The sequence below is a fragment of the Streptomyces milbemycinicus genome (genome assembly GCF_002154605.1).
GTDB classification, from domain to species: Bacteria; Actinomycetota; Actinomycetes; order Streptomycetales; family Streptomycetaceae; genus Streptomyces; species Streptomyces milbemycinicus.
In genome coordinates this window covers 335-867 of the sequence record NZ_MUNE01001304.1, presented here as the reverse complement: position 1 = coordinate 867, position 533 = coordinate 335, and the positions used below count along the sequence as shown (strand labels likewise).

Below are 533 nucleotides of genomic sequence, written 5' to 3'. Positions count from 1 at the left end.
AGCGGCTTGGTGTACGGGATCGCGTACGGAATGGCCTCGATCGCGGCGATCTTCATCGGATGGCCTCCTCGGCCCTCGCGGCGGCCCCGAGCAGTCGGCCCACGCGGTCGGGGTGTCCCACGAGTTGGAGGCCGAGCGGCATGCCGCGCGGGTCGCGGTGGCCGGGGACGGTGACGACCGGCAGGCCGAGGAGTTGCCAGGGGCGGCTGAGGACGGGCGTGCCGGTGGCGCCGAGGCCGTGCGGGGCGGGCCCGGGGGCGGCGGGGCCGAGGATCGCGTCGGCGTCGGACAGCAGCTCCAGCAGCCGGGCGCGGGCCGCGCGGGCGGCCTCCAGGGCCGCCCGGTAGTCGGCCTCGGGTGTTCTGCGTCCGCGGTCCAGCAGGTCGCGCAGAGGTGCGCTGAGTGCCCCGGGGTGCGCGGCGTGCTCGGCGGCGAGGGAACGGGCCGCTTCGTAGGCCATGACTGTCGCGTGTGCGTCGGCGAGCGCGGATGTACGGGCCTGGGTGCCGAGGTCGTCCGTCGCCGCCCCGGAG

Annotated in this window: 1 protein-coding gene; it reads right to left on the bottom strand. The window is 76.9% G+C overall.

The features are described 5' to 3' along the window. Window positions 1-52: 52 nt before the first annotated feature. Window positions 53-533, bottom strand: a 481-nt coding sequence (locus CCN51_RS52765) for an amidase family protein (protein WP_245881922.1), incomplete at its 5' end; no start/stop codon positions are given.